The organism is Pseudoclavibacter sp. CFCC 13796 (assembly GCF_008831185.1).
Lineage (GTDB): Bacteria > Actinomycetota > Actinomycetes > Actinomycetales > Microbacteriaceae > Pseudoclavibacter_A.
Genome location: NZ_WBKD01000001.1, coordinates 707,133 through 726,072 on the forward strand (window position 1 = coordinate 707,133; position 18,940 = coordinate 726,072).

19 protein-coding genes and 1 tRNA gene are annotated in these 18,940 nt (G+C 66.5%); 17 read left to right on the forward strand and 3 right to left on the reverse strand.

Annotated features, from left to right (window positions below; genetic code table 11):
- Positions 1-160: 160 nt before the first annotated feature.
- From ftsH to F8O07_RS03220, 13 genes are all read left to right on the forward strand, one after another.
- On the forward strand, positions 161-2,161 hold the full coding sequence (gene ftsH, locus F8O07_RS03160; protein ID WP_158030699.1) for an ATP-dependent zinc metalloprotease FtsH: 2,001 nt from the start codon (positions 161-163) through the stop codon (positions 2,159-2,161).
- Entirely contained in the window at positions 2,161-2,745 is a 585-nt protein-coding gene (folE, locus tag F8O07_RS03165) for a GTP cyclohydrolase I (RefSeq protein WP_158030700.1), read from the forward strand. The genes ftsH and folE overlap by 1 nt, the downstream gene beginning before the upstream one ends.
- A 19-nt stretch (positions 2,746-2,764) precedes the next feature.
- Complete coding sequence (folP, locus tag F8O07_RS03170) at positions 2,765-3,589, forward strand: dihydropteroate synthase (RefSeq protein WP_158031760.1); 825 nt, start codon at positions 2,765-2,767, stop codon at positions 3,587-3,589.
- Positions 3,586-3,981 carry a dihydroneopterin aldolase gene (gene folB, locus F8O07_RS03175; RefSeq protein ID WP_158030701.1) on the forward strand — a complete coding sequence of 132 codons (396 nt, stop codon included), beginning with the start codon at positions 3,586-3,588 and terminating at the stop codon, positions 3,979-3,981. The genes folP and folB overlap by 4 nt, the downstream gene beginning before the upstream one ends.
- Positions 3,981-4,490 carry a 2-amino-4-hydroxy-6-hydroxymethyldihydropteridine diphosphokinase gene (gene folK, locus F8O07_RS03180; protein WP_158030702.1) on the forward strand — a complete coding sequence of 170 codons (510 nt, stop codon included), beginning with the start codon at positions 3,981-3,983 and terminating at the stop codon, positions 4,488-4,490. The genes folB and folK overlap by 1 nt, the downstream gene beginning before the upstream one ends.
- Positions 4,490-5,053, forward strand: a complete 564-nt coding sequence (locus F8O07_RS03185; protein WP_158030703.1) for a DUF3180 domain-containing protein — start codon at positions 4,490-4,492, stop codon at positions 5,051-5,053. Before folK ends, F8O07_RS03185 begins: the two co-directional genes overlap by 1 nt.
- Positions 5,050-5,778, forward strand: a complete 729-nt coding sequence (locus tag F8O07_RS03190) for a DUF2520 domain-containing protein (RefSeq protein ID WP_158030704.1) — start codon at positions 5,050-5,052, stop codon at positions 5,776-5,778. Before F8O07_RS03185 ends, F8O07_RS03190 begins: the two co-directional genes overlap by 4 nt.
- Positions 5,775-6,737, forward strand: coding sequence for a pantoate--beta-alanine ligase (gene panC, locus F8O07_RS03195; protein WP_225733147.1), 963 nt, complete (start codon positions 5,775-5,777; stop codon positions 6,735-6,737). Before F8O07_RS03190 ends, panC begins: the two co-directional genes overlap by 4 nt.
- The gene (gene lysS, locus F8O07_RS03200) at positions 6,734-8,290 is read left to right on the forward strand and encodes a lysine--tRNA ligase (RefSeq protein WP_158030705.1); all 1,557 of its coding nucleotides are present in this window, start codon (positions 6,734-6,736) and stop codon (positions 8,288-8,290) included. Before panC ends, lysS begins: the two co-directional genes overlap by 4 nt.
- 10 nt (positions 8,291-8,300) lie before the next feature.
- Positions 8,301-8,588, forward strand: a complete 288-nt coding sequence (locus F8O07_RS03205) for a hypothetical protein (RefSeq protein ID WP_158030706.1) — start codon at positions 8,301-8,303, stop codon at positions 8,586-8,588.
- Between the two features lie 139 nt (positions 8,589-8,727).
- Positions 8,728-11,226 carry an ATP-dependent Clp protease ATP-binding subunit gene (locus F8O07_RS03210; protein WP_158030707.1) on the forward strand — a complete coding sequence of 833 codons (2,499 nt, stop codon included), beginning with the start codon at positions 8,728-8,730 and terminating at the stop codon, positions 11,224-11,226.
- A gap of 82 nt (positions 11,227-11,308) precedes the next feature.
- Positions 11,309-11,875, forward strand: a complete 567-nt coding sequence (locus tag F8O07_RS03215) for an amino-acid N-acetyltransferase (protein ID WP_192496614.1) — start codon at positions 11,309-11,311, stop codon at positions 11,873-11,875.
- 9 nt (positions 11,876-11,884) lie between these two features.
- Positions 11,885-12,550, forward strand: coding sequence for a hypothetical protein (locus F8O07_RS03220; protein WP_158030708.1), 666 nt, complete (start codon positions 11,885-11,887; stop codon positions 12,548-12,550).
- Positions 12,551-12,560: 10 nt separating this feature from the next.
- Here F8O07_RS03220 and radA read toward each other — a convergent pair whose 3' ends face one another.
- Entirely contained in the window at positions 12,561-13,928 is a 1,368-nt protein-coding gene (gene radA, locus F8O07_RS03225; RefSeq protein ID WP_158030709.1) for a DNA repair protein RadA, read from the reverse strand.
- Between the two features lie 57 nt (positions 13,929-13,985).
- Positions 13,986-14,960 carry a LysR family transcriptional regulator ArgP gene (locus F8O07_RS03230; RefSeq protein WP_225733148.1) on the reverse strand — a complete coding sequence of 325 codons (975 nt, stop codon included), beginning with the start codon at positions 14,958-14,960 and terminating at the stop codon, positions 13,986-13,988.
- Between the two features lie 73 nt (positions 14,961-15,033).
- Here F8O07_RS03230 and F8O07_RS03235 point away from each other — a divergent pair, with 73 nt between their 5' ends.
- From F8O07_RS03235 to F8O07_RS03245, 3 genes are all read left to right on the forward strand, one after another.
- Entirely contained in the window at positions 15,034-15,699 is a 666-nt protein-coding gene (locus F8O07_RS03235; RefSeq protein ID WP_158030710.1) for a LysE/ArgO family amino acid transporter, read from the forward strand.
- 70 nt (positions 15,700-15,769) lie between these two features.
- Positions 15,770-15,857: transfer RNA gene (locus tag F8O07_RS03240), tRNA-Ser, on the forward strand.
- An 83-nt stretch (positions 15,858-15,940) separates the two neighbouring features.
- On the forward strand, positions 15,941-16,585 hold the full coding sequence (locus F8O07_RS03245; protein WP_158030711.1) for a GNAT family N-acetyltransferase: 645 nt from the start codon (positions 15,941-15,943) through the stop codon (positions 16,583-16,585).
- A 6-nt stretch (positions 16,586-16,591) separates the two neighbouring features.
- On the opposite strand, the gene F8O07_RS10795 is transcribed toward F8O07_RS03245, so the two are convergent.
- Complete coding sequence (locus F8O07_RS10795) at positions 16,592-17,182, reverse strand: TetR/AcrR family transcriptional regulator (protein WP_158030712.1); 591 nt, start codon at positions 17,180-17,182, stop codon at positions 16,592-16,594.
- Positions 17,183-17,375: 193 nt separating this feature from the next.
- Here F8O07_RS10795 and F8O07_RS03255 point away from each other — a divergent pair, with 193 nt between their 5' ends.
- The gene (locus tag F8O07_RS03255; RefSeq protein ID WP_225733247.1) at positions 17,376-18,887 is read left to right on the forward strand and encodes an MFS transporter; all 1,512 of its coding nucleotides are present in this window, start codon (positions 17,376-17,378) and stop codon (positions 18,885-18,887) included.
- The last annotated feature ends 53 nt before the right edge of the window (positions 18,888-18,940 follow it).

Sequence of the window (18,940 nt, forward strand, 5' to 3'; positions counted from 1 at the left end):
TCTGCGTCTGCCGTGCGCGGGCGGCTCGAACGCCGGGGTGCTCAGACGCCGACCGGGGCGAGTGCTCACAGCGAACACGCAGAACGCCGCAGAACACCTCAAGTACTATTAGGCTCTATCGCACCAACGTACGGAAGGATTCGGGGGCTGCCCGCAATCTATGAACGCTTTGAAACGGTTGACCAAGGGCCCGATCTTCTGGATTGTGGCGGCTCTCATCATCGTGCTGATCGGCATGAACATCGCCAGCATGTTCGGCGGCTATCAGAAGATCACCACCTCGCAGGGGCTCACGCTGCTGCAAGAGAACAAAGCCAGTCAGGTCGAGATCAAAGACGCCGAGCAGCGCGTCGACATGACCCTCAACGATGACTTCGAGGATCACGGCAAGAAGGTGCAGTTCTACTACGCCCAGGCCCGTGGCAGCGATGTCGTCAAGGCCGTCAACGACGCGAACCTGAGCGACGGCTACGACGACACCGTGACGCAGCCGAACATCTTCACGAACATGCTGATCACACTGATCCCGTTCCTGCTGATCGGCGTGGTGTTCTGGTTCCTGCTCTCGCGTATGCAGGGCGGCGCCGGCGGCGGTGTGATGAACTTCGGCAAATCGAAGGCGAAGATGGTCACCAAGGACCACCCGCAGGTCACGTTCAAAGACGTCGCCGGCGTCGACGAGGCCCTCGCCGAGCTCGAAGAGATCAAAGACTTTCTGCGTGAGCCCGAGAAGTTCCGTCGGGTCGGCGCGCGCATCCCCAAGGGCGTGCTGCTCTACGGCCCTCCCGGAACCGGTAAGACCCTGCTCGCTCGGGCCGTGGCAGGAGAGGCCGGCGTGCCGTTCTTCTCGATCTCGGGTTCTGACTTCGTCGAGATGTTCGTCGGCGTGGGCGCCTCGCGTGTGCGCGACCTGTTCGAGCAGGCCAAAGAGAACGCTCCGGCGATCATCTTCATCGACGAGATCGACGCCGTCGGCCGCCATCGCGGCGCCGGCATGGGCGGAGGCCACGACGAGCGCGAACAGACGCTGAACCAGCTGCTGGTCGAGATGGACGGCTTCGATCCCAACCAGAACGTCATCCTGATCGCGGCGACGAACCGCCCGGACATCCTCGACCCCGCGCTGCTGCGCCCCGGTCGCTTCGATCGCCAGGTCTCTGTCGAGGCTCCCGACCTCGCCGGACGCAAGAAGATCCTCGAAGTGCACGCGCTGAACAAGCCGCTGGCCGACAACGTCGATCTCGGGCTGGTCGCCAAGCGCACCCCGGGCTTCACCGGTGCCGATCTTGCCAACGTGCTCAACGAGGCCGCCCTGCTCACAGCACGCTCGAATGCGCAGATCATCGACGACCGCGCCCTGGACGAGGCCATCGATCGTGTGATCGCCGGCCCGCAGAAGCGGTCACGCGTGATGCGCGACCACGAGCGTCTGGTGACCGCCTACCACGAGGGCGGTCACGCCCTGGTCGCTGCCTCGCTGAACCACACCGACCCGGTCACCAAGGTGACGATCCTGCCGCGCGGTCGCGCGCTGGGATACACCATGGTGCTGCCCATGGACGACAAGTACTCGGTCACACGCAACGAGCTGCTCGATCAGCTCTCGTACGCCATGGGCGGCCGCGTGGCCGAAGAGATCGTGTTCCACGATCCGACCAGCGGTGCCTCGAACGACATCGACAAGGCGACTGACACGGCTCGCAAGATGGTCACCGAGTACGGCATGAGCTCGAGGCTCGGCACCGTGAAACTCGGCGAGCCCGATGGCGAGGTCTTCATGGGCCGAGGCATGGGCGGCGGTCGGGAGTACTCAGACGGCGTCGCCGAACAGATCGATCTCGAGGTTCGTCAGCTGCTCGATGCGGCCAACACCGAAGCCTGGAAGGCACTGACGCAGAACCGTGCCGTGCTCGACCGCCTCGCCACCGAGCTGCTGGAGCGCGAGACGCTGAACGAGAAAGAGATCGCCGAGATCTTCGCCGATGTGCAGAAGCTGCCGGAGCGCCCGCAGTGGCTGTCGAACACCGATCGCCCGGTGTCGACCCTGCCGCCGGTCGCTGTGCCGCAGAAGGTGCAGGCCGACACCGAGCTGAGCGCTCAGAGCGATGACCAGCCGGCCGCAGACCAGCCCGGCGAAGGGCAGTCGCCCGAAGGCAAGTGATGGTCGACCAGGTCGCCGCGCAGCAGGCGGTGCGCAGCTTTCTCAGCGCCGTCGGGCTGGACCCTGACGACGACGTGCTGCGCGACACGCCAGCGCGCGTCGCCAAGGCAGCCACCGAACTGTTCGCCGGTGTGTCGGCAGACCCCGCCGTGCTCTTCGAGAAGACCATCGTCGCGCAGTCACATGATCTGGTCGCGATGACGGGCATCACCGTTCGCTCGCTGTGCGCGCATCACCTGCTGCCGATGTACGGCACGGCTTCGATCGCGTATCTGCCGAACGAGCGCCTCGTCGGGCTCAGCACGCTGCCGCATCTGGTCGATCTGCTGGCCTCGCGGCCGCAGGTGCAGGAGACGCTCACCGCTCAGATCGCCGATGCGCTGATGGCCGGCATCGACGCACGCGGGGTGCTCGTCACCCTGCGCCTGCACCAGGACTGCGTCAGCGCGCGCGGAGCCCGTCAGCAGGAGGCCGTGTCGATCACTGTCGCCGCACGGGGCGAGCTCAGAGAGCCCGCAGGGCAGACACAGGCGTTGGCAGCGCTGTCCGATCTGTCGACGGAAGGCCAGCGCCGTGAGGTCTGAATCGGCCCGTCCCAGAATCATGGGTGTGCTCAACGTCACTCCAGACTCGTTCAGCGACGGCGGATGCTGGCTTGATCCGACGGACGCGGTGCGCCACGGTCTCGACCTCACGGCACAGGGCGCCGACCTGATCGACGTGGGCGGAGAATCGACCCGGCCCGGCAGCCAGCGCGTGCCGGTCGAGGTCGAGCAGCAGCGCATCCTGCCAGTGGTGCGACCGCTCGTCGAGGCGGGCGTCACGCTCAGCATCGACACCATGAACGCCGCGACCGCCCTGGCGACGGCTCAAGCCGGCGCCGTATACATCAACGACGTCTCGGCCGGCCTTGCCGACCCCGACATGTTCGACGCAGTCAGCGACACCGACGCCAGGCTCATCCTGTCTCACTGGCGTGGTCTGCTCAGCCCGGGGCACGCGCCCGCGCACTACGACGACGTGCTCGGCGAGGTGCTCGCCGAGCTCGAGCAGCGCGTCGAGGCGGCGCGAGCCGCGGGCATCGACGACTCGCGGCTGATTCTCGACCCGGGCCTCGGCTTCAGCAAGAACGCCGAGCACAACTGGCAGATCATCAACGGGTTCGACCGACTGCTCGCGTTCGGACTGCCGGTGATGATCGGGGCGAGCCGCAAGCGGTTCGTCGGCCGGCTGCTGCCGGCGGCGCTGCGCGAGCCGGACGCCGATCCTGCAGCGGTGCTGCGGGCCAAGGACGCCGCCACGGCTGCGATCTCGGCGCTGATGGCACACCGCGGAGTGTGGGGGTTTCGCGTGCACGACGTCGCAGCGACGGCCGCAGCGTTGGCCGCGGCAGAGCGGTTCGAACCGACAGAGGGGGAGCACCGATGAGTGCAGAGTCAGCGCAGACGAATGCGGTGGAGTCGCCAGACCTCATCCGGCTGAGCGGCGTGCGCGCCCGCGGACGCCACGGGGTGTTTCCCGCCGAGCGCCGAGACGGGCAGTGGTTCACGGTCGATGCGGTGCTCGAAGTGTCGACACGTGCTGCGGGGCGCAGCGACCGACTCGATGACACGGTCGACTACGGGGTGGCCGCCGAGCTGATCAATGCACGCATCACCGGCGAGCCGGTCGATCTGATCGAACGCCTCGCCGAGCTGATCGCCGGCGATCTCTTGGCCCTGAGCGGTGTGCAGGCGGTCGAGGTCACGGTGCACAAGCCCCAGGCGCCGATCACCGTCGCGTTCAGCGATGTGACTCTGACCATTCGCAGGCAGCTCTGATGAACGAGAACTCGCAGCCGTCTGCGTCCCGCGCTGCGGTGATCGCGCTGGGCAGCAATCTCGGCGACACCGGAGCGACTCTGCAGGCGGCGGTGCGCGATCTCGGCGCGACGGCGGGCGTCACCGTCGAACGCATGTCCCGCATCCATGAGACGGTCGCGGTCTCGCTGGACGGGCCCGATCCGTCGCGCCCGCGCTTCGCGAACGCAGTGGCGCTCATCTCGACGACACTCGAGCCACTGCCGCTGCTGCACGCACTTCAGGCGATCGAGCAGCGTCACCACCGGCGCCGTGATGTGCGCTGGGGCGATCGAACGCTCGACCTCGACATCGTCGACATCCCAGGGGTGCGACTGCAGACCGCCGAGCTCACCGTGCCGCACGTACGCGCGGCCGAACGGGACTTCGTGCTCGCGCCCTGGGCCGAGATCGATCCCACGGCCACGCTCTCGGGCACGCCGATCGTCGAGCTGCTCGCCCGCGTGCGGTCCGAGGGGCAGGAGAGCTGATGGGCACCACCCGCATTCGCTCCCTGTTCTTGATCGCCGGCATCTTCGCGGCGCTGGGCTGGGCCGGCCAGGCGAGTCTCGTGCAGCTCGGCCAGCGTCAGCTGCTGCCACCGTGGACCCTTCCGGGGGCGCTGATCGTGATCGCGCTCGTCGTGTTGGGCATGGCCTGGAGAGTGCGGTCTCGCACCCGAGCCCGTGACCGCGAGCTGCGCGAGCACGGCAGCTCGAACGTCGAGGCGATCGATCCGTTCTTCGCCACACGTGCGCTGCTGCTGGCCAAAGCCAGCTCGGTGAGCGCCTCTGGGCTGAGCGGGGTGTTCGTGGGACTGCTGGTCTTCGCGCTCATTCCCCCGGCGACGCCGAGTGCGAGCATCGTGCTTCCGCTGGTCGTCACAGCGGGCGCATCGCTCGTGCTCGCGATCTGCGGCGTGGTCGCCGAGCTCTGGTGTCGGCTGCCGCCGAGCGACGGCGACGACCAGGGCCGCGGAGGCACCCCGAAGTCCGGCACTCCGGCGACCGGGCCGATCGATCCGGCGCCCGCGCGCACACGGAGCCGACTGTGAGCCCGGCGCCGAGACTCGACGTCGGTGTGGTCGGCGCCGGCGCGGTCGGCATCGCTCTGGGGCTGGCCCTGGCCGGAGCCGGCCATCGCATCGTTGCCGTCTCGACCTCGTCAGAGCGGCATCGTGATCGTCTCGAGACCGCGATGCCGCAGGTGCCGGTCGTCGATGAGGCGCAGGTGATTGAACGGGCCGATCTGGTCGTGCTCGCCATCCCCGGTGATCAGCTCGCCGTCTTCGTCGAAGGCACCGCCGCTGCGCAGCTGTGGCGTCCGGGGCAGCTCGCCCTGCACACTGCGCCGCAGTTCGGCGAACGCGTGCTCGATCCGATCGCACGGCAGGGCGTGATTCCGCTGGCGGTGAGCCCGGCGGTGCAGCTCACCGACACCGGGCTCGATGTGCAGCGGATGCACGGTGCGGCCTTCGCGGTGTCGGCACCTCCCGCGGTGTCTCCGATCGCACAGGCCCTGGTGATCGAGATGGGCGGCGAACCGGTGCCGATCAGTGACGCAGATCGCTCGGTGTATGCTGAAGCGCGTGCGGTCGCAGGCGATTTCTCGCGTGCGATCGTCGATCAGTCGACGGGTCTGCTGCGCGAGATCGGTGTGCAGAACCCTGCCAGGCTGATCCGTTCGGTGATTCAGTCATCGGTGGATGCGGCCCTCGACCGATCCCAGTGGCCAGACTCGAACCCCGGTCTGACCGACCTCCGCCCAGACGAGAGATGAGCGTTTTGTCCACGTCACCCGAAGAAGCCGGCACCTCGATCCCAGCGGATCCAGTCAGCGCCGATGCCGCTCGACCGCTCGGGCCGGTCGTGATGCACCGTCTCGCTGAGATGCATGCCTACGTCAGCGCCCTGCGGGAACAGGGGCTGACGGTCGGGCTCGTGCCGACCATGGGTGCGCTCCACGCGGGTCACCTCTCACTCGTCGATGCTCTGCAGCAGGAGGTCGACACGGTGATCGTGTCGATCTTCGTCAACCCCACGCAGTTCGCACCGGGGGATGACTACGACTCCTATCCGCGCACGCTGGATGCCGATGTCGAGCTGCTCGCCACCGTCGGAGTCGACGCGGTGTTCGCCCCCACGCCCGCCGAGATGTACCCGCAGGGCGAGCTGCGCACCAGCATCCTGCCTGGTCTGCCGGGGCGCTATTTCGAAGGCAAGACGCGACCGACGCACTTCGCCGGTGCACTGACGGTGGTCAACAAGCTGCTGAACATCGTGCAGCCCGATGTGGCCGCCTTCGGCGAGAAGGACTTTCAGCAGCTCGTGCTGGTCACGAACATGGTCGCCGACCTCGACCTGCCCGTGCGCATTCTGCCGGTGCCGATTCGTCGTGACACCGACGGTCTGGCGCTGTCGAGTCGCAACGCCCGGCTCAGCGAGACAGAGCGTGTCACGGCGCTGTTTCTCTCGAAGGCGGTGCTCGCCGTGCAGCGACAGTGCGTCGACGGGGCTCTGCCGAGCGAGGCAAAGCGCGTCGGTCTCTCTCTGCTCGAGGCACAGCCGGGCATCGAGGTCGACTATCTCGAGATCGTGGAACCACAGACTTTCGTGCCGGTCGCAGACGATGTCGCCGGCGCCGCCAGAGTGATTCTGGCCGCACGCGTCGGCCAGGTGAGACTCATCGACAATGCTGCGGTAGAGATCGCCGGGCCATCAACGGAGGAGAACGCATGACCGAACACGATGTGACCGGCGAGCAGGGGCTCAGCGCCGAACAGCAGTTGGCGGCTGACTCGAACGAGCAGCGCGAGGTGCGTCTGGCCAAGCGCGATCGTCTGCTGGCCGAGGGCGACGCCTACCCGGTGAGTGTGCCGGTGACCACGAGCATCCATGCCGTCCGCGACCGTCATGCCGGTCTCGAGGCCGGTGAAGAGACGGATGACATCGTCGGCATCGCCGGCCGCGTCGTCCATGTGCGCAACACCGGGCGTCTGTGCTTCGTGGCGCTGCAGGCGGGCGACGGGGAGCGCATCCAGGCGATGCTCAGCCAGGGCGAGGTGGGCAAAGAGTCACTCACCGCGTTCAAAGAGCTGGTCGATCTCGGCGATCACCTCTTCGTGCACGGCAGGGTGATCGCGTCGAAGCGCGGCGAGCTGTCGGTCTTCGTCGACCGCTGGCAGATCGCCTCGAAGGCGATCCGCCCGCTGCCGAATCTGCACAGCGAGCTCGGCGAAGAGTTCCGCGTGCGCAACCGCTACCTCGATCTGATCGCGCGTGACGCGGCCCGCGAGATGGTGCTCACCCGAGCGAACACCAATGCCTCGCTGCGTCATACCTTTGCCGAGCACGGCTTCGTCGAGGTCGAGACGCCGATGCTGCAGACGGTGCACGGCGGTGCCTCGGCGCGTCCGTTCGTCACGCATTCGAACGCCTTCGACATGGATCTCTATCTGCGCATCGCTCCCGAGCTCTTTCTCAAGCGCGCCCTGGTGGGCGGCATCGATCGCGTGTTCGAGATCAACCGCAACTTCCGCAACGAGGGCGCCGATTCGACGCACAGCCCCGAGTTCGCGATGCTGGAGGCCTACGAGGCCTACGGCGACTACAACAGCATCGCCGATCTGACGCAGGAGCTGATTCAGAACGCGGCGAAGGCATCCAGCCCGACCGGCGACGAGACCGTGGTCTGGAGCGACGGCACGGCGCACGACTACTCGGGTGACTGGGATCGCATCGACCTGTACGGCTCGCTCAACGAGCAGCTCGCCGCTCAGTGGGCCGGCACCGGCAGCGCTCCGCAGATCACGGTCGAGACCTCGGTCGCCGAGCTGTCGTCGCTGGCCGACGCCGTGGGCATCACGCTCGATCCCAAGACCGCCACGCACGGCAAGTTCGTCGAAGAGCTCTGGGAGCACTACGTGAAGCCGGGGCTGACGCGTCCGACGTTCGTGATGGACTTTCCGCTCGACACCAGCCCGCTCACGCGCGCACACCGCTCGAAGCCCGGCGTCGTCGAGAAGTGGGATCTCTACGTGCGCGGGTTCGAACTCGCCACCGGCTACTCCGAGCTCGCCGATCCGGTGATTCAGCGACAGCGCTTCGTCGAGCAGTCCCTGCTGGCCGCCGCCGGTGACCCCGAGGCGATGCAGGTCGACGAAGACTTCCTGACCGCCATGGAGTACGGCATGCCGCCTGCAGGCGGCATGGGCATGGGCATCGATCGCCTGCTGATGGCCCTGACCGGCCTCGGCATCCGCGAGACGGTGCTGTTCCCGCTGGTGCGATAAAGGGGATGCGATGAGTGCGCAGGAATGGATGACGGCGGCCCTGTGGGCGATCACACCCACGGCGCTGGTCGGCGTGCTGTTCTGGTACACGTTTCGGTCGGTGCTGCGGGCCGACCGCACTGAGCGCAAGGTGCGCAAGAGCGTGGAACAGCAGGAAGAGGCCCGGTTCGCCGAGCGCTATGGTGCGCTCCCGGACAGCGATCGGCAGGCGAACGCAGTCGCGCGCCCCGCTTCGTCGGCTGACGCACAGGCTCGGCCGAAGCATCCGTCTGACGCAGACGCAGCCACCGACCGCTGATCTGACCCTTCTCATCGCCGAGCAGGACGCGAGCGGAGCCGCAGCCGCCGGTGTGCGCTTAGCCCACGGCGAACACGCCCCGATCTGCGGCAGGTTTCTGGTTTGATGTTCATAACCGGCAAACCGCGAAGGAGATGCCATGTTCGAACGTTTCACCGACCGCGCCCGCCGCGTGGTGGTCTTGGCCCAGGAAGAGGCCAAGATGCTCAACCACAATTACATCGGCTCGGAGCACCTGCTGCTCGGGCTGCTGCACGAGGGCGAGGGTGTCGCAGCCAAGTCGCTGGAGCAGGTCGGCGTCACGCTCGACGAGGCTCGTGAGCAGGTCGAAGACATCATCGGCGTCGGCCAGCAGCCTCCGACGGGGCACATTCCGTTCACCCCGCGTGGCAAGAAGGTTCTCGAGCTCTCATTCCGCGAGGCCCTGCAGCTCGGCCACAACTACGTCGGCACCGAGCACATCCTGCTCGGGCTGATCCGCGAGGGCGAGGGCGTCGCCGTCCAGGTGCTCGTCAAACTCGGCGTCGATCTGACGCAGCTGCGTCAGATCGTCGTGCAGCAGCTTGCGGGCTACCAGAACGGCAAAGACGCGCAGCTCGCCGGCGTGGGCGCCGAAGGAGGCACGCAGGCCAAGGGCTCGCAGGTGCTCGACCAGTTCGGCGAGAACCTCACTCAGAAGGCCCGCGACGGCAAGCTCGACCCGGTCATCGGGCGTGAGCGCGAGATCGAGCGCGTGATGCAGGTGCTCAGCCGCCGCACCAAGAACAACCCAGTGCTCATCGGCGAGCCGGGCGTCGGAAAGACCTCGGTCGTCGAGGGGCTCGCACAGGCCATCGTCTCGGGCGAAGTGCCCGAGACGCTGAAAGACAAGCAGCTCTACACCCTCGACCTCTCGGCGCTGATCGCGGGTTCGCGCTATCGCGGCGATTTCGAAGAGCGACTGCGCAAGGTGCTCAAAGAGATCAAGAACCGCGGCGACATCATCATCTTCATCGATGAGATTCACACGCTCGTCGGCGCTGGTGCCGCAGAGGGAGCGATCGACGCCGCCAGCATCCTCAAGCCGATGCTCGCCCGCGGCGAGCTGCAGACCATCGGAGCCACCACCACTGACGAGTACCGCAAGTACTTCGAGAAAGACGCCGCTCTCGAGCGCCGGTTCCAGTCGGTGCAGGTGCGCGAGCCGAGCCTGCAGCACTCGATTCAGATTCTGAAGGGGCTGCGCGAGCGCTACGAGAAGCACCACAAGGTGAAGATCACCGACGGTGCGATCGTTGCCGCGGTGAATCTCTCGGCCCGATACATCCAAGATCGGCACCTGCCTGACAAGGCCATCGACCTGATCGATGAGGCCGGTGCTCGTCTGCGCCTCAGCGTGCTCTCCGCTCCGCCGCAGCTGCGTGAGTTCGACGAGAAGATCACCGAAGTTCGCGCTGCCAAAGAGCAGGCCATCGAAGACCAAGACTTCGAGAAGGCTGCCAGCCTGCGCGACCAGGAGAAGAAGCTGCTCGGCGAGCGGCTGAAGTCTGAGAAGGAATGGCGCAAGGGCGACAAAGAGGTGCACGCCGAGGTCGACGAAGGGCTCATCGCCGAGGTGCTGGCTCAGGCCACAGGCATCCCCGTCTTCAAACTCACCGAAGAGGAGTCGTCGAGACTGCTCTTCATGGAAGAGGAGCTCGGCCAGCGCGTCATCGGGCAGAAAGAGGCCATCAAGGCGCTCTCTCGCAGCATCCGCCGCACGCGCGCCGGTCTGAAAGATCCGAAGCGCCCCAGCGGGTCGTTCATCTTCGCCGGGCCCACCGGCGTCGGCAAGACCGAGCTGGCCAAAGCGCTCGCGAAGTTCCTGTTCGACGACGAAGACGCGCTCATCTCTCTCGATATGTCCGAGTTCGGCGAGAAGCACACCGTTTCACGCCTGTTCGGCGCCCCTCCGGGCTTCGTGGGGTTCGAAGAGGGCGGGCAGCTCACCGAGAAGGTGCGACGCAACCCGTTCAGCGTCGTGCTGTTCGACGAGATCGAGAAGGCGCATCCCGACATCTTCAACTCGCTGCTGCAGATTCTCGAAGAGGGCCGCCTGACCGATGGTCAGGGCCGCAGCGTCGACTTCAAGAACACCGTCATCATCATGACGACCAACTTGGGGTCGAAAGAGATCTCGGGCGGGCCGGTGGGCTTCCAGGTCGAGAACGACCAGACCGTCAGCTACGAGATGATGAAGGGCAAGGTCAACGACGAGCTGAAGAAGCACTTCAAGCCCGAGTTCCTGAACCGCGTCGACGACATTATCGTCTTCCCCGCCCTCGACAAAGAAGAGCTGCTGCAGATCGTCGATCTGTTCGTCAAGCGTCTCAACGATCGACTCTACGATCGTGACCTGCGCCTCGAGCTCAGCGTCTCGGCCAAAGAGAAGCTCATCGAGATCGGCTACGACCCCACCCTCGGTGCGCGCCCGCTGCGTCGCGCCATTTCGGTGCAGATCGAAGACCAACTGTCTGAACGAATTCTGCGCGGCGAGATCTCGGCCGGGCAGAAGATCGACGTCGACGTCGACGACAAGAACGACTTCACGTTCACGGTCGTCGATGGCGAAGGGCCTGAGCCGGAGCAGGGCAAGATCGCTGCGACACAGGTGCTCTAGACGCACGATGCCGAGTCTCTGAGACGGGACGCGGTGCGGCAGAACAGAGGAGCCATGCCCGCCAGGGGTTATTCTGGGGGGCATGGCTCTTTTGATTCGCTCCGCCCGCACCAGTGACATTCAGGCCATTCGTGACCTGATCACTCCGTACGTCGAGGAACGCGTACTGCTCGGCAAAGAGCTGGTGGTGCTCTACGAGGCGACGCAGGAGTTTCTGGTCGCCGAGCTCGACGGCCGCGTCGTCGGCGCGGGCGCTCTGCACATCTTCTGGGAGGATCTCGCCGAGATTCGCACCCTCGTCGTCGACCGCACCGCGCAGGGGCACGGCATCGGTCACAAGCTGGTGTCAGCGCTCATCGAGCGCGGCCGCACGATCGGGGTGTGGCGCATCTTCTGCCTGACCTTCGAGGTCGACTTCTTCACTCGCAGCGGCTTCACCCGCATGCTCGATCCTGGAATCGACCCCGACACCTATGTCGAGCTCGTGCGGTCACCCGACGAAGGCGTGGCAGAGTTCCTCGAGCTGCAGCGTGTGAAGCAGAACACCTTGGGCAACACCCGCATGATCCTGCACCTCGACCATGACTCGTCGAACGGTGATGCGCCGAGGGCTCAGCAGGGGCGATTCGACGACCCAGCCGATCGGTAGTCTGGAACCATGCATGCCACGTCGAAACGTCCTTCCCCCGCGGTCTATCGTCGCAGGCGTCTCGCAGCACTCGTTCTGCTGGTCGTCATCGTTCTGATTGTCGTCTGGGCGGTGAGCTGTGCCACGAGCAGTGGCAGGAATGGCGGCAGCGAAGCCGACTCTGCTGCACAGACCTCGCAGACGAGCGAGCCGCAGAGCACAGGATCTGCAGACCCCACGAGCGACGACGCAGCCAAGAGCGAATCCGCTGCCTCGGCCACGCCGTCGGCAGATCCCGGCTCAGTGCCGACCTGTGACCCCGGCGAACTCTCGGTGAGCGTGAAGACCGAGAAGGGCCAGTACTCGTTCTCACAGCAGCCGGTCTTCGTGTACGAAGTCTCGAACATCACCTCAGCGCCATGTTCGGCCAACGTCGGCACGTCGCAGCAGGAGCTGGTCGTGGGCTCCGGGCCGGCCGAGATCTGGAAGTCGACGCCGTGCATCGCGAATCCCTCCGACGCCATGAACGTGTTGGAACCCGGCAAACCGCTGACCGGAACGGTCTCGTGGGACCTCTCGATGAACGACGGCTCGACCTGCTCGAAAGATCGCCACGCGTCAGTGACCGGCACCTACTGGGTGCAGGCCACGATCGTCGGCCGGTCGTCTGAGCAGTACTCGTTCGTCATGCAGTAGCCGCCCGGCATCACGCTCTGCGGGGCTGCAGCGCTCTCGCCAGTGCCTCGTGCAGGCTTGAGACGCTGCGATCGTCGAGATGGGTGGCGTATCCGAGGCGCACGGCCTCGTCGGCGCGCTGGGCCGACTGGGCGGCGCGACGCACCTGACCGGCGAGGCTGATCTCGCCGTAGGCGACGGTGTGCTCGTCGATCGCGCGCCCCGTGGCAGCGGATGCGATGGCCAGTGCGATGGGCAGGTCGGCGGCCGGGTCGGTCACCTTCACCCCACCCACAGTCGAGACGTAGACCTCCATATTGCTCACGGTGATGCCCGCGCGACGCTCGAGGACGGCGATCAGCATCGAGACGCGCGATGAGTCGAGCCCGTTGGTGACCCGACGGGGCTGTGGTGCAGTCGACGTCACCACGAGCGCCTGAATCTCGACCGGCAGCGCACGACGACCCTCCATCGCGATGGTGACGATCGTGCCCGGCACGTCGCTGCCACGGGTGAGGAACAGCCCTGAGGGGTCGGGCACCTCACGGATGCCTTCGCCTCCCATCTCGAAGCAGCCCACCTCGTCGATCGAACCGAAACGGTTCTTGTGCGCACGCAGAAATCGCAGTGAGGTCTGGGGGTCGCCCTCGAACTGGCAGACGACGTCGACGAGATGCTCGAGCAGACGCGGGCCGGCGATCGAACCATCTTTGGTGACGTGGCCGACGAGCAGCAGCGGGATGCCCCACTGCTTCGCCGCGCGGGTCAGGGTGTGCGCGACGGCTCGCACCTGAGCCGTGCCGCCGGGGATGCCTTCGATGCTCGCATCGGTGATCGTCTGCACCGAGTCGACGATGACCAGCGACGGCTGTGCCGCCTCGACCTGCGCGAGGGCGGCGGTGAGATCGGTCTCGGCGGCGAGCAGCAGATGCTCGTGCACGGCTCCGGTGCGTTCGGCACGCAGGCGCACCTGCCCGGTGGACTCCTCGGCGGTCAGGTAGAGCACGGTTCGCTCTTCGGCCGCCCAGCGTGCGGCGACTTCGAGCAGCAGGGTCGACTTGCCGACGCCGGGCTCACCGCTGAGCAGAATGGCCGCACCCGGGACGATGCCGCCGCCGAGCACACGGTCGAGCTCGCCGATGCCGGTCGGCACGTGTGTGGCATCGTGAGACGACAGCTCGGTGATCGGCCGGGCAAGGCGGTCTGCATCGAGCGTCGGCAGTGCCCCCAACGCATCGACCATCTGTACCGATCCGCGGCGGCCGCTGACGATGCCGGTCTGTGTGCCGGCCTCGACGACGGTGCCCCAAGCCTGGCATTCAGGGCACCGGCCGACCCACTTCGACGCCTTGAAGCCGCACTCTGTGCAGTGGTACGGAGCAATTGTGTTCTTCGCCATGCGTCCACAGTAGGCGACCCCACTGACACGGAGCGGTCTGGGGCGTTCCTGTCTGTGCTACTCGTTGCGCAGCAGGCTCTGCGCGGCGTGTGCCACGACGGTTTCGCTGAGCAGCTCCAACGCATCGGAGGGCAGCTTCCATCGCTGCCAGTGCAGCGGCACGTGCACTGCAGAACCGGGCATGAGCTCGACGAGTCGGCCCGCGCGCAGCCACTCGTCGGCCTGCTGATCTGGGAGCAGACCCCAGCCGAGACCGAGCACGATGGCGTCGCCGAAGTCCTGCGCGGCGGGAACATAATGGCTCGGTGGCTGGGCGGCCTTGCCCAGCACTGAGTCGAGATAGCGCTGCTGCAGCATGTCGGAGCGGTCGAAGTTGATCATCGGTGCGAGCCGGCGCAGGGGCCAGCCGAGCGGGCTGCCGGCTGTCTCGTCGTCTGGCTCTCGACACCATCGCTCGTAGAAGCCGGGCGAGGACACCGCCCGGTAGCGCATCATTCCGAGAGGTGTGCTCGTGCAGCCCTGCACCGGTTTCGCCGTCGTCGTGATGGCCGCCATCACCTCGCCTCGACGCAGCAGTCGAGTGGCGAGCTCCTCGTCTTCTCGGCGGATGTCATACACCGCGTCGATCCGATCGCGAGTCGCGGCCAGCGCACCAAGGAACCAGGTCGCGAGACTGTCGCCGTTCGCCGCGATCGGAATGGTGATCGTCTGATTCGAGGCCGCCTCTCCGGCGTCACCGTCGCCGCGGTGGGTTGCAGCCGGGCCGCCGCCGTCGAGACGGAGCGCACGCGCTGCATCCGCGCCGACCAGCAGCAGCTGACGGGCGTAGCGCAGGGCCACGCGGCCCGCCTGCGTCGGCACGACCGGGGTGGTGCGCTGGACGAGCACGCTGCCGACCGCCTCTTCCATCGCGTGGATGCGCTGCGAGACTGCCGAGGGCGTCACGTGCAGAGAGCGGGCCGCGCGTTCGAAGCTGCCTTCGTCGACAAGAGCGACGAGGGTGGCGGCGTGGTCGAGCTGAAAGGACATCATGTATGAAGAGTATCTAATGCAGGTTTAGATAGATTAGCTGGACTTGATCCACGAGTCGGGTGACGATCGAGTCATGCAAAACTCACTCCTGCTCTCGTCGGCGCTCGGCCTGATGACCGGTCTCTCGCTGATCGTCGCGATCGGCAGTCAGAACGCCTATCTGCTGCGGCTGGGGGTGACCGCGAGCCGTTCGGTGATGCTGCCGGTCGTCACCGTGTGCGCCCTGTCGGATGCTGTGCTGATCATCGCGGGTGTGGCCGGGGTCGGCGCGTTGGTGCAGTCGTTGCCGGTGGTGATGACGGTGATTCGTGCGGTCGGTGCGGCGTTCCTGATCGGGTACGGGGTGCTCGCGGCGAAGCGGGCGCTGAAACCGACGGCGATGGCCGTCGACGCCGGGACAGCGACAGGTGCTGGCGACGCCGATGCCGAGACGGACGCAGGCCGCGGTCGCCGCTCGCTGATCTCGGTGCTGCTCACCGTGCTGGCGTTCACCTGGCTGAATCCGCACGTCTACATCGACACCGTGGTGCTGCTCGGCTCGCTCGCGCAGCACCAGACGCACCCGTGGTGGTGGGCCGCTGGGGCGATCCTGTCGAGCTTCGTCTGGTTCTACGCGCTCGGGTTCGGTGCGCGGATGCTGCGGCCGCTCTTCGCGAAGCCGAGGGCCTGGCAGATCCTGGACATCTGTATCGCCGTCATCATGTTCGCGCTGGGGCTGCGGCTGCTGCTCGGGTTCTGAGATCGTCTCTGCCGACTGTGCTCCCTGGAAGGATTTGGCGAGTCGGTCGGACTCCGCTATATTTGCTTGCGGTGACGTGTCTGAGCGGCCGAAAGTGCATCACTCGAAATGATGTGTAGGGCAACCTACCGCGGGTTCAAATCCCGCCGTCACCGCCACAGGTCGAAGGCCCTGTATCCAGTGTGTTAACTGGGTGCGGGGCCTTCGCCGTCTGTTGGCCTCGGCAGAGTACAGTGCTCACATGACCGCCATCGCACCGCTGCCGCAGCACCTGCTCGGCCACCGCATCCGCCTCGACCCGCTCACAGAACAGGATCTGCCCGCCCTGCACGCGGCGATCGGGCGTCCCGAGATCTTCGCAGACGGCTATGGCGGGGGAGCAGCCAACTACCACGCCGACCTGCCGAGCTTCACCGAGTGGGCGCGCGGCTATTACCCATGGCGGGTGGGGCTGCCGTTCGTCGTGCGTGTGCTCGACGGCCCTGACGACGGACATGTCATCGGCACCAGCTCTCTGACCGACTTCGAGCTGCATAAGGAGCGCCTGCACCTCGGCTGGACGGCCTACCATCCGCACGTCTGGGGCACCTCGGTCAATGCCGAGACGAAACTGCTGCTGCTCAGCCTCGCGTTCGACCATGGTTTCGGGCGAGTGCGCATTCAGGCCGACGCCCGCAACGAGCATTCGCGGCGGGCGATCCTCAAGCTGGGCGCCACCTTCGAGGGCATCTCGCGGCGTGATCAGCCGCGTGCTGACGGCAGCTGGCGTGATGCGGCGATTTTCTCGATCGTCGCCGACGACTGGCCGCGGGTGCGTGCGGGGCTGCAGGCTCGTGTGGATGCTGCACCGGCGGAACCGATCACGCTGAGCGGGCCGGCGGCGTGAGTGCACTCAGCCCTCAGTGGCCTGCATCAGCTGCCGCACCACGACGATCGCCGACTCCATGTCGCGCTGGGTCGGAGCGAGCTGCTGTGCGGCCGGCACCTGTGAGAGCGCCGAGCCATAGTAGATGCCGTCGCTGATCAGCAGAATCGTGCGAGCAAGATCTTCGTCGTGCACCGTGTTGCGCAGCAGCGTCAGCCACCGCTGGTTGACGTCATGAAGGGCCTGCTGCGCCGCCTCGCTGCCCTGCGCAAGACGAACGGTCGCGAGCAGAGCCCGATCGAGCGGAGTGCCGGCGTTGTTCGACGTCCGCAAGAAGTTCTCGACCGTCTCGAGCGCGGTGCCCTCCAGACTGTGCACGTCTTCGTCCATCAGTGCGTCGAGACGTTCGAGCAGGCCGCGCTCGAGGTCGCTCTTCGACGCGAAGTGGTACAGCAGCCCGCCCTTCGAGACCTCGGCGCGCTCGGCGACGGCCTCGAGCGTCGCAGCGCGCTCGCCGGAGTCGAGCAGCAGGTCGATGTATGCGTCGAGCACCCGCTCGCGGGCCGGTCTGTCACTCACGTTGATCTTCGCTCCTGTGGTCGGTCTGGTGGATGTCATACTCGACGTCCTGCGAGTCATCGGCTCGGTCGTATGCGTCGTTGCCGGTTTCGCCACCAGTGTCGTCGTCTGCTCAGCTCACTCCATTGTGCCCCTATGGCAACTATACCGTCCGTACGGTACAGTATCTCGTGTGAGGCAGCACGAATCCCCTGAAGCAGTCAGAGAAACCGACCACCGCGCCGCAGGCAGTCTGCGGGCGGAATCGGTCGAGACGCCCCCGCTCGCGACGGCTCGAGACTGGATCGCGCTGGCGGTGCTGATGCTCCCGGTGCTGCTGGTCTCGATCGACAACACTGTGCTGAGCCTCGCGCTTCCGCACATCGCCGAGGCGCTTGAGCCGGATGCCGCACAGCAGCTCTGGATCATCGACGCCTACTCGATCGTGCTCGCCGGCCTGCTCGTCACCATGGGCAGCCTGGGAGACCGCATCGGCCGTCGCCGCCTGCTGCTCATAGGGGCCGCCGGGTTCGCCGTCTTCTCTGTTGCCAGCGCATTTGCGACGACCGCGCTGGAACTGATCCTGCTGCGCGGCCTCACGGGCATCTTCGGCGCCATGCTGATGCCGTCGACGCTTGCCCTGATCCGCGGTATCTTCCGCGACCGCAATCAGCGTCGAGTCGCGATCGCCGTGTGGGCAGGATGCTTCTCGGCGGGCTCTGCCGCAGGCCCGCTGGTCGGCGGCGTGGTGCTGGAGCACTTCCACTGGAACGCGATCTTCCTCATCGCACTGCCTGTGCTGCTGCCGCTGTTCATCCTGACGCCGCTGCTCGTCAGAGAGTCCCGCGACCCGCACCCGGGCCCCATCGACGTGCCCGGAATGCTCGCCTCGATCGTCGCGCTGGTCGCCATCGTGCTGGGCATCAAGGAGTTCGCCGCTCAGGGCTTCGGCCTGCAGCCGATCGTCTCGATCGTGGTCGGCTTCGCCGTCGGCGCCTGGTTCGTGCGCCGCCAGCTTCGTCGCCCCGTGCCGCTGCTGGACCTCACGCTGTTCCGCAACCCGCTTTTCAGCGGCAGCATTGCGGTCAACCTGCTCAGCGTCGTCTCGATGGTCGGCTTTCTCTTCTTCGTCAGCCAGCATCTGCAGATCGTCGTCGGCCTCACCCCGCTGGCGGCAGGGGTGGTGCTGCTGCCGGGCATCGTGCTGATGATCATCGCGGGATTCGCTGTCGTGCCCCTGTCCAAGCGTGTCACGGCGCGCGTCATCATCACCGGATCGGTGCTGCTCTCGGCGACGGCCTACGTGCTCATGGCTGCGTTCGGCGCCGGATCCGCCTGGCAGATCGTCCTCATCGCCTTCGTCATTCTCGGAGTCGGCGTCGGCATGGCCGAGACGCTCTCGAACGATCTCATTCTCTCGGCCGCACCCAAAGACCGAGCCGGGGCGGCATCCGCACTCTCAGAGACGGCCTACGAAGTCGGAGCCGTGCTCGGCACGGCGCTGCTCGGCGGGCTGCTCACGGCGCACTATCGCGGCGCGCTGGTCGTGCCTGACGGCGTCGATGCGGATGCCGGCGCACGCGCCCGAGAGACGCTCGCCGGCGCCGAGCAGGTCGCTGCGTCGCTGCCGAACGATCTCGGTGCGGAGCTCATGAGCATGGCCAACGCTGCGTTCGAGGGAGGCGTCGTCATGACGTCGGTCATCGGAGCGATCCTGATGGTCGCGGCGGCTGCGGCGGCCTGGTTCGTGCTGCCGAAACGCTGAGCCTTGGCCACATGCATACGACTCGATATCACCATCTAGACTGTCATTGCACG